We start from the raw sequence: 8,811 nt of genomic DNA, 5'->3' as shown, positions 1-8,811 counted from the left end.
GGGCAGGGGGTAATGATGGCGGATGCCTCGGGCGAACTGTACCATCCGATGCTGCTGGATCCCGACGATCAGGCAGACCTTCTGCGCGATACCGGGTCAGCGAGGGGCACGTTTGCCGATCCCCTGGCCACGCCAACGCCATCGACGGCCCGGCGTGCGGGCCTGCATCGGCTGCAGGTGCTGCTTTCCCCCATGCCGGGCGCGCCGAATGAGCTGTATCTCGGCCCGTCCAGCCGCGTCCGCCTTGGGCGACGGGGCAGCCTGCACCTTTCGCCGGGCGGACGGTTGGAGGGTGATACCTTTTTCAACGCCTTCTTCCTCGATTTCTGGCGGGCGCGGGCGGGGATCCGGCGCGTGGGCATCACCTGCCGGGCGAACGGGGCGCTGCGGTTGCGGCTGGTGGGTCATTTTCCCGGCGGGCGGACGCGGCGGCTTGCCGTCTGGGATCATCCCGGCGACGTGGAGGTGAGCCTCCGCTGGATCTGGGACGAGGCGATGGCCGCCGATGCCGTAAGGCTGAGCCTGTCTGTCGAAGCGCTGTCGGAAGCGCGGATTGCCGAGATCGCCTTTGTCTCTGACCGCCCGCCCGCGCGCGAGGTGCGGCTGGCCGTGGGGATCGTGACCCATGACCGCGAGGCGCTGTTTGAACCGACCGCGCGCGCGCTGGCCGATCTGGCGACCGTGATGCCCGATCTCCTGCGCGTCCATGTCGTGAACCACGGACCCGCCTTCCGCGGCGAGGGCCTTCGCACCTTGCTGGACCGCCCCTTGTTCCACGTCGTGGAGCAACCCAATCTGGGCGGCTGCGGCGGCTTTGCCCGCGCCATGGTCGAGGCGATGGAGGCCCCAGAGGCGCCCACGCATCTGCTGCTGATGGATGACGATATCCTGTTGGACCCGCGCATCATCGCGCGTGCGGCGGCCTTTGCGGCCCATGCCGCCGCCGATGTGGTGGTGGGCGGGCAGGCGATCGAGCTGGAATGCCCGGCCCGCCTGCAAGAGGCATGGGGGCGGCTGGGTGAAAACTGGCTGCCCCGGATGGAGGGAAGCCATCTTGATCTGGCAGCGCCCGGGGCGCTGCAATTCTGGGACCGCTGTCCCGACGTGCATTACAACGGGTGGTGGTTCAGCCTGATCCCCCTGCGGGCGATACGCGCCTGTGGTTTGCCGACGCCCATCTTCCTGCGGGGCGACGACATCGAGTATGGCCTGCGGCTGCGCGCGTCAGGCGTGCCGACAGTGCCGCTGCCCGGGCTGGGGGTCTGGCATGCCTCGGTGCGGTACAAGCATGTGGGCATGGTGCAGTATTACGATCTGCGCAACGGTCTGATCACCGCCGCCTCACATCCGTCCCTGGCGCCGCCGCCCGGGGCGTTGCAGGTTCTGGGCTGGGCCATGCACCACCTGCTGGTCCACCGCTACCGTGCCGCTGCGGCCAGCCTCATGGCGGTGGCCGATTTCCTTGGCGGCCCGGATGTGGCCTTGCGCCCGAACGGGGCCGCCCGTCACCGCCGTCTGGTCGAAGCGATGAAGGTCTTGCCGATGCCGGATCGGCGGCAGGTTCCCGAGGTGGCGGGGATGCGCCAGCCCGCGGCCTATGACGTGGCCGCGTCGCGCCCGCTGACCGTGACATCGGCCGCCCTGCTGACGCTGCGGATCCTGATCGGGCTGCGCCCCCGGCAGATCACGACGCTGCAGATCGGCGCCCCCGATCCGCTCGCCATCGGAGGCGCGCCCTATCTTCTGGCGCTGGAGCCGCAGGGGCGGCGCTGTCTTGTGATGCTTCCGCGCAAGGGTCTGTTCCTGCGCCTTCTGGCGCGCGCGCTTTGGCTTTCGCTGCGCTACGGGCTGACGCGGCAGAAGGCCGCGATGCGTTGGCGCGACCGGCTTCCCGCGTTGCGGGATCGCGCGCATTGGGCGCGCGAATTCGGGCAGGCAAGGGACTAGGCGGTGACGTCAGGGTTTGCGCAAGACGCAGGCGAAATCCGCGCGGCGGCCTGTGGCATATTCCTCGTATTCCGCGCTGCCCGGCATGTCGGCCCATTTCCAGCCATAGGCGCGGAACGGCCAAGGCACGCGGGCCAGTTCGGCGGCGCGGCGCGGGATGTCGGCCTCAAGCGCGGCAAAGGTGTGCGGTGTGATGTTGGCATAGGCATGAAACAGCAGGCCCTGATCCCGTGCAGCAGCGCGCGACTCGGCCTCGATCACCGCGTGATCGCCCTGCCTGTAGCCGCCCGAAAAGGCGATGATCCCGCCGGGGCGGCAGACGCGGGCCGCTTCGGCCACATAGCGGGACAGGCCGAAATAGGTGGGCGCCCCGACGCTGAGCACAAAATCCGCCGTGCGGTCGGCGAAGGCGATGGTATCGCCCCCGCCCTTGCGCAGGGTGGCGAGGCCCGTGCGATCCAGAAGACGGCGCGCCATGCGGGTGGCCGTGCCATTGCGATCGGTGCCCAGCAGCCGCGCATTCGGGAACAGCCGATGCGCATAGAGAAGGCCCCCGCCCTGCCCGCATCCGACATCAAGGATCGCCTCGGGATCGGGCGACAGCCCCGCCACCATGTCGCAGAGCAGCAGGTGATACATCATCGCGGCCGCCGCCTCGTCCTGCAGTTCCGGCACGCTCTGCAGATCGGGGGAGAGGGGCAGATAGCCCCCGTTGAAGAACCGTTTCCGCCGCACGGGCGAAAACCTGTACAGCACCTCATAGGCGGCAAGATCGAACAGGTGAAGCGCAAGCCGGATGGGTTTTGGGGCAGCGGACTGCCGGATACGAACAAGATCGGGCACTGGAAAACACCTTCGGCAACGCGCGCGCGGCGCATCGTCCGATGGCAGACCACAGCCTTGGCCCGGATGCAATGGGGATGGGGCTGATGGCCATGCGCGTGATGTTCCTGCAGGGCCATCCTTCGGCCTTCGCGCGCGATCTGGGCCGGGCGCTGGCGGCGCGCGGCCATGCCGTGCGCCGCGTGAACCTGTGTTTCGGCGACTGGCTGTTCTGGCACGGGCCCGACTGCGAAAGCTATCGCGGCAGCCTCGCCGATTGGGAGGGATGGATCGAAGCACGGATGCGCGCCCAGGGGACGACGCATCTGATCTATTTCGCGGATCGCCATCCCTATCACGTCGCCGCGCAGCGGGCGGCGCGGCGTCTTGGCGTGGTCTGCGTCTCGCATGAGTTCGGCTATCTGCGCCCGGACTGGATTCTGGTGGAAGAGGGGGGGCAATCGGCCTTCAGCCATTTCCCCGACGATCTGTCGGTGGTGTGCCAGAAGGCGGCGGGTTTTCCCGAACCAGACATGACGCGCCGCTTCCGCCACCCCTTCTGGCAAGAGGCCGTGCAGGAAATGGCCTATCATCTGGGCAACGCGGTCCTGTGGCCGCTTTACCCCCGTTTCCGGCCGGATCGGGTGGATCATCCGTTGGTGGAGTATCTGTCCTATCTGCCGCGCCATCTGGCGGCGGCACGGGCGGCGGGCCCGGCGCGGCGTCTGGTCGCCCGGCTGACCGGGGGGGCGCGACCGTTCCACATTCTGGCCCTGCAGATGGCGGGTGATTACCAGCTCCGCGCCAATTCCGCCTTTGGCGATCCGCGCGCCTTCCTGCAGCAGGTCATCCGTTCGCACGCAGCCCATGCGGCGCCCGACGCGGCGCTGGTCGTGAAGCTGCATCCGATGGAGAACGGGCGCGTGCCTTGGGCGCGGCTGACGCGGCAGGTGGCGGCGGCAGAGGGACATGGCGACAGGGTCTTGTTCCTCGACGGCGGCGACCTTGCGGCGCTTTTGTCGCGCGCGGCGGGCTGTGTGGTGATCAACAGCACGGTGGGCCTGCATGCCCTGCAGGCGGGTTGCCCGGTCAAATGCCTTGGGATTGCGACCTATGACATGCCGGGTCTGACCCATCAGGGCAGCCTTGATGCCTTTTGGCAGAGGCCGGAACGGCCTGATCCGGCGGGGGTTTCGGCGCTGGTGCGTCTGATGGCGGCGGCGCTGCATGTGCGGGGTGATTTCTTTTCGCCCGAGGGGCGGCGCGCGGGGGTCGCGGCCTTCACGGCCCTGCTTGAGGCCGGGCTTGCCCGCCCGGCCGGGGCCTTCGTGACCCCGCCACCGCGCCTTGCCCGCGCGCGGGATATGGGCCTTCCTATCGCCCCATGGGACGAAGGCCCCGCCGCGCGGCCCCTTTTGCACCCTGCGGCGGGACTTCAGTCGAATTGTTCCGCCAGCCCATCCCCGCTATTCCGGCATGACAACAAGAAAAGGGCAGAACGCACCGATGTATGATCGTGAATTGACGGAACTTCAGGCGCTTATCGGAGAATGGTCGCGCACCGGGCGGATTGATGTGGGCCAGTGGGGCGCCAATGAGGTGATGACGATCCTCTCCGGCACGCCCGAGTTCCGCGAAAAATTCGTGGCTTTGCTGCAATGCCGTCTGGGTGAGCCGGTCCACTAAGGCAAAGCCACCCGGGGCCGGAACGGATGGCCTTTCCCGAGGGCGGGGGTGCGCAAGACCGACAGCCGCGCTATAAGCCCGGTCATCATCCCTGACCCGAGGTGCAAGGTGACCACCCCAACCATCGACATCGCCGCCCTTGCCGATCTGCTGGCCGACCGCGCCGCGGGGGGCCGACGCGTCATCGCGGCGCTGGCCGGGGCGCCGGGATCGGGCAAGTCCACCGTGGCCGAAACCCTGGCCGCGCGTTTGAACGCGAATGCCCCCGACATGGCGGCGGTGCTGCCGATGGATGGGTATCACTATGACGATCTGCATCTGGTCCCCGCCGGCCTGCGCCCCCGCAAGGGCGCACCCGACACATTCGATGTCGGGGGCCTGTATCATACGCTGCACCGCATCCGGGCGCGGGACGAGGATTTCGTCGCCGTGCCGGTCTTTGACCGCGATATCGAGATCGCCCGCGCCGGGGCGCGCCTGATCCCGGCGGCCGTTCCGGTGATCATCGTCGAGGGCAATTATCTGCTGCTGGGGCGGTCGCCCTGGTCGCGGCTGCGCCCGCTTTTCGATGTGGCGGTTCTGGTGGACGTGCCCGAAGCTGTCCTGCGCGCCCGGCTTGCGGCGCGCTGGATGCATTACAACCTGACGGCGGACGAAATCGCGTGGAAACTGGATGGAAATGATCTGCCGAATGGCCGCACGGTGATGGCGGAAAGCCGGGACGCCGACTACCTGCTTCCCAACGGCTAGGGCCGTCCCCGCACCCGCTAAATCTGCCGCGGAAATGCACCTTCTGTGGCTTGCCGGGCGCAGGTTGGGGCGATAAACCTCCTGCGCCTGCCCTTCGCGCCGACCCTGCGCAGAAAGGGCGGCAACGACTGGGGGAGTTCGGGGGGAAGGAATGTTGAACCTGCCGGAAGGGGGCATGTTCGTCGGCCGCGCGTGGCGGCGGGGGATCGGCCCGGCAGTGGTGACGGTGCGCGGTGCGGATGTTGTGGATATCACGACCCGCGAGGCGCCCACCATGCGCGATCTTCTTGAACAGGAAGACATCCCCGGTTTCGTGGAATCCATCCCGGGCGAGGTGATCGGGTCACTGGACGGGCTTGCACAGGCATCGGTCGAGGCGACGGGCGGGATCACGCGCCTGATCGCCCCGGTGGACCTGCAGGCGGTGAAAGCCTGCGGCGTGACATTTGCGCGTTCCATGGTCGAACGCGTGATCGAGGAACGCGCCGGTGGCGATCCTGCCCGGGCCGAAGCGATCCGCGCCCGCGTGGCCGAGGTGATCGGCGACAGCCTGCGCGACCTTGTCCCCGGATCGGACGAGGCGGCCGAGGTGAAACGCCTGCTGCAGAAGGAAGGGTTGTGGTCGCAATATCTCGAGGTGGGGATCGGCCCGGATGCCGAGGTCTTCACCAAGGCACAGGCCATGGCCGCCGTCGGCTGGGGGGCGAGCGTCGGGCTGCACCCCATCAGCCAGTGGAACAACCCCGAACCCGAGGTGGTGCTGGCGGTGGATTCGTCAGGCCGCATCGTGGGCGCCACGCTGGGCAATGACGTCAACCTCCGCGATGTCGAGGGGCGGTCGGCGCTGCTCTTGGGCAAGGCCAAGGACAACAACGCCGCCGCCAGCCTTGGCCCCTTCATCCGCGTCTTCGACGACAGCTTCTCGATCGAGGATGTGCGCCGGATGGAACTGTCCCTGACCGTGCAGGGCGAGGACGGCTTTGTTCTGGAAGGGCAATCCTCCATGTCCGAGATCAGCCGCGATCCGGCCGATCTGGTGGCGCAGGCGCGCGGGCGGCATCATCAGTATCCCGATGGCTTTGTCCTTTACTGCGGCACGATGTTCGCCCCGGTCCTTGATCGGGATGCGCCGGGGCAGGGGTTCACCCATCATCTTGGCGACGTGGTGACGATCTCCGCCGCCGAACTGGGATCGCTGACCAATACCGTGCGCTTGTCGACCGAGGCCCCGGAATGGACCTTCGGCGCGGGCGCCCTGATGCGCAATCTTGCCTCTCGCGGGCTTCTTTAGCAGGCCCGCGCCTTGACCCGACGTGGCACGAGTGCCATGTCGGCCCGATACGCCAGACCAAGGAGATGCCATGCCCGTCTACCGTTCCCGCACCACCACCCATGGCCGCAACATGGCCGGTGCCCGTGGCCTCTGGCGCGCGACAGGCATGAAGGACGGCGATTTCGGCAAGCCGATCATCGCCATTGTGAACAGCTTCACCCAGTTCGTGCCCGGCCATGTCCACCTGAAGGACTTGGGCCAGATGGTCGCGCGCGAGGTCGAGGCTGCGGGGGGCGTGGCGAAAGAGTTCAACACCATCGCGGTGGATGACGGCATCGCCATGGGCCATGACGGGATGCTCTATTCGCTGCCCTCGCGCGAAATCATCGCCGACAGCGTGGAATACATGGTCAACGCCCATTGCGCCGATGCGATGGTCTGCATTTCCAACTGCGACAAGATCACCCCCGGCATGCTGATGGCCGCGATGCGGCTGAACATCCCTGCCGTCTTCGTGTCTGGTGGGCCGATGGAAGCGGGCAAGGCGATCATCAAGGGCAAGGAAATCGCGCTGGATCTCGTGGATGCGATGGTCGTCGCGGCGGACGAGAAATATTCGGATGCCGAGGTGGAAGAGATCGAAAAGGCCGCCTGCCCGACCTGCGGATCCTGCAGCGGCATGTTTACCGCCAATTCGATGAACTGCCTGACCGAGGCGCTGGGCCTGTCGCTGCCCGGCAATGGATCGACCCTTGCCACCCATGGCGACCGCAAGCGGCTGTTCGTCGAGGCGGGGCATCTGATCGTCGATCTGGCCAAGCGCTACTATGAACAGAACGACGAAAGCATCCTGCCGCGCAACGTGGCGAACAAGAAGGCCTTTGAAAACGCGATGGCGCTGGATATCGCGATGGGCGGTTCGACCAATACGATCCTGCACATCCTTGCCGCCGCGCATGAAGGCGGGATCGACTTCAATCAGGATGACATCGACACCCTGTCGCGCAAGGTCCCCTGTCTGTGCAAGGTCGCCCCGGCCAAACAGGATGTCCATATGGAGGATGTCCACCGCGCCGGGGGCATCATGGCGATCCTGGGCCAGTTGGATAACGCGGGCCTTCTGCACCGCGATTGCGTGACGGTCCATTCCCCCACGATGGGGGCCGCGCTGGATCACTGGGACATCAGCCGCACGAACCACGAAAGCGTGCGCCATTTCTTCAAGGCCGCGCCGGGCAATGTGCGTTCGGCCACCGCCTTCAGCCAGGACAAGCGCTATGCCGAACTGGACCTCGACCGTGAAAAGGGCGTGATCCGGTCGGCGGAACATGCCTTTACCAAAGAGGGCGGTCTGGCCGTGCTGAAAGGCAACATCGCGCTGGACGGCTGCATCGTGAAGACCGCCGGGGTGGATGAGTCGATCTTTGTCTTCTCTGGCCCTGCGAAAGTCTACGAATCGCAGAATGACGCGGTGGCGGGCATCCTCAACAACGAGGTGAAGGCCGGCGATGTGGTGGTGATCCGCTACGAAGGCCCCAAGGGCGGGCCGGGGATGCAAGAGATGCTTTATCCCACCAGCTACCTGAAATCGAAGGGTCTGGGGAAGGTCTGCGCGCTGCTGACGGATGGCCGTTTCTCGGGCGGGACGTCGGGGTTGTCGATCGGCCACGCCTCGCCCGAGGCCGCGTCGGGTGGGGCGATTGGGCTGGTGCGTGACGGCGACATGATCGACATCGACATCCCCAGCCGCACGATCAACCTGCGCATCTCGGATGCCGAACTGGCCGCCCGTCGCGCGGAACAGGACAAGCTGGGCTGGAAGCCTGCCAAACCGCGGCCGCGCAAGGTGACCACGGCGCTGAAGGCCTATGCGCTGTTCGCGGCATCGGCCGACAAGGGCGCGGTGCGGGTGCTGCCCGAAGGCGCCTGATCGGGCGCCCTTGGCCGGGATGATTTGCAGTATGCCCGGGCAAGGCCCGGGCATACTGGTCTGTGGCGGCTGTAGGGTTCGCCTGTTCGTGCGGCGCCCCCTGGCACGCCCCTGTCAGGTGTGGTTGGGGCCGTCATCGGCGCCGCGCCCACGCCCCTTGCCGCCGCCGCGCACATGGCCGGGGCCATCATCGGCACCGCGCCCGCGGCGGGCCATTTCAACACCCGCTTCGGGCGATGCGGGCGCGGTGGCGATCGCCTGTTTCGTCGCCGGGGCGCCATCACCCATATGTGCGGCCGCGGGCAGGGGGGCCACCGCAACGGAAAGGGCCAGCGTCAGGGTTGCTGCGGCCATGCCGCGATAGGAACTCATCATCATCAGACTTCTCCCGTCGGGCGACAGT

At 67.2% G+C, this 8,811-nt stretch carries 8 protein-coding genes; 6 read left to right on the top strand and 2 right to left on the bottom strand.

What is annotated here, in order from left to right; all coding sequences use genetic code 11:
- The first annotated feature begins 15 nt into the window (after positions 1 to 15).
- Positions 16 to 1,947, top strand: coding sequence for a glycosyltransferase (locus GU920_RS02665; protein WP_235933009.1), 1,932 nt, complete (start codon positions 16 to 18; stop codon positions 1,945 to 1,947).
- 9 nt (positions 1,948 to 1,956) lie between these two features.
- On the opposite strand, the gene GU920_RS02660 is transcribed toward GU920_RS02665, so the two are convergent.
- Positions 1,957 to 2,790, bottom strand: coding sequence for a class I SAM-dependent methyltransferase (locus GU920_RS02660; RefSeq protein ID WP_161765423.1), 834 nt, complete (start codon positions 2,788 to 2,790; stop codon positions 1,957 to 1,959).
- Positions 2,791 to 2,831: 41 nt separating this feature from the next.
- Here GU920_RS02660 and GU920_RS02655 point away from each other — a divergent pair, with 41 nt between their 5' ends.
- The 5 genes from GU920_RS02655 (at position 2,832) to ilvD (ending at position 8,408) form a co-directional block, all read left to right on the top strand.
- Positions 2,832 to 4,283 carry a capsule biosynthesis protein gene (locus tag GU920_RS02655; RefSeq protein ID WP_161765422.1) on the top strand — a complete coding sequence of 484 codons (1,452 nt, stop codon included), beginning with the start codon at positions 2,832 to 2,834 and terminating at the stop codon, positions 4,281 to 4,283.
- The gene (locus GU920_RS02650; protein ID WP_161765421.1) at positions 4,276 to 4,455 is read left to right on the top strand and encodes a hypothetical protein; all 180 of its coding nucleotides are present in this window, start codon (positions 4,276 to 4,278) and stop codon (positions 4,453 to 4,455) included. Before GU920_RS02655 ends, GU920_RS02650 begins: the two co-directional genes overlap by 8 nt.
- A gap of 108 nt (positions 4,456 to 4,563) precedes the next feature.
- Complete coding sequence (locus GU920_RS02645) at positions 4,564 to 5,205, top strand: nucleoside/nucleotide kinase family protein (protein WP_161765420.1); 642 nt, start codon at positions 4,564 to 4,566, stop codon at positions 5,203 to 5,205.
- Positions 5,206 to 5,380: 175 nt separating this feature from the next.
- Positions 5,381 to 6,496, top strand: coding sequence for a fumarylacetoacetate hydrolase family protein (locus tag GU920_RS02640; protein WP_235933007.1), 1,116 nt, complete (start codon positions 5,381 to 5,383; stop codon positions 6,494 to 6,496).
- Between the two features lie 70 nt (positions 6,497 to 6,566).
- A complete protein-coding gene (ilvD, locus tag GU920_RS02635) occupies positions 6,567 to 8,408 on the top strand; it encodes a dihydroxy-acid dehydratase (RefSeq protein ID WP_161765418.1) in 1,842 nt (613 codons plus the stop codon).
- 114 nt (positions 8,409 to 8,522) lie between these two features.
- On the opposite strand, the gene GU920_RS02630 is transcribed toward ilvD, so the two are convergent.
- A complete protein-coding gene (locus tag GU920_RS02630) occupies positions 8,523 to 8,786 on the bottom strand; it encodes a hypothetical protein (protein ID WP_161765417.1) in 264 nt (87 codons plus the stop codon).
- Between the last annotated feature and the right edge of the window lie 25 nt (positions 8,787 to 8,811).

The organism is Paragemmobacter ruber (assembly GCF_009908315.1).
In the GTDB taxonomy this organism is placed as follows: Bacteria; Pseudomonadota; Alphaproteobacteria; order Rhodobacterales; family Rhodobacteraceae; genus Paragemmobacter; species Paragemmobacter ruber.
Note: the sequence above shows the minus strand (reverse complement) of the source record. Positions and strands in the feature narration are given on the sequence as shown.